The following is an 848-nucleotide window of genomic DNA, read 5'->3' as shown; positions in this document are numbered from 1 at the left end:
GCCCGACTTCCGGTCCCCACCCGCCCGCCCCATCGCCGGCCGGCCGCTGCTGATCGTGGAGGACGACGCGGCGCTGCGGGCGACGCTGGCGGAGCAGCTGGCGCAGGACGGGGAGTTCGAGCCGGCCGCCGCCGGGTCCGTCGCCGCGGCCGAGGCGATGCTGGGCGCCGCCGAGGACGGGTTCGACGCCATCCTGCTGGATGTCGGCCTGCCGGATGGCGACGGCCGGGAATTCTGCGCCCGGCTGCGGCGGCAGGGGCTGCGCGTGCCCATCCTGCTGCTGACCGGCCGGGATGCCGAGCAGGACGTGATCCGCGGGCTCGATGCCGGCGCGAACGACTATGTGCAGAAGCCCTTCCGCCGGGCCGAGCTGCTGGCCCGGGTGCGGGCGCAGCTGCGCGGCTTCGACGAGACCGAGCACGCCGCCTTCGCCATCGGCCCCTATTCCTTCCGCCCGGCGCAGCGGCTGCTGCAGGACCGCGGGCGGTCCCGCAAGATCCCGCTGACCGACAAGGAATGCCGGATCCTGCGGCGGCTGCTGCAGGCCAAGGGACAGGCGGTGTCGCGGCGGGCCTTGCTGGACGAGGTCTGGGGCTACAGCAGCAGCGTGACCACCCACACGCTGGAGACGCATGTCTACCGGCTGCGGCAGAAGATGGAGCCGAACCCGGCGCAGCTCCGCTTCCTACTGACCGAGCCGGGCGGCTACCGGCTGGAGACGCGGGCGCCCGCCGCGGTGGGATGAGCGCCCGGGCCACGCCGCGCCTGACGGCGTGGCGCGCCGCGGCCTTCGGGCACGCCCCCGCCCCGCGCGGGGGCGTGCCCGGCGTGGCGTTGCGGGCGGGGCG

General features: G+C 76.1%; 1 protein-coding gene. It reads left to right on the top strand.

Annotated features, from left to right (window positions below):
• Nucleotides 1-31: 31 nt before the first annotated feature.
• Nucleotides 32-745: a response regulator transcription factor gene (locus E2C05_RS32195; protein ID WP_133223647.1), complete on the top strand. Its 714-nt coding sequence runs from the start codon at nucleotides 32-34 to the stop codon at nucleotides 743-745.
• Nucleotides 746-848 lie beyond the last annotated feature (103 nt).

The sequence above is a fragment of the Paracraurococcus ruber genome (assembly GCF_004353985.1).
Taxonomy (GTDB): domain Bacteria; phylum Pseudomonadota; class Alphaproteobacteria; order Acetobacterales; family Acetobacteraceae; genus Paracraurococcus; species Paracraurococcus ruber.
The sequence above is the reverse complement of the archived record's forward strand: the minus strand, read 5'-3'. Positions and strand labels throughout refer to the sequence as shown.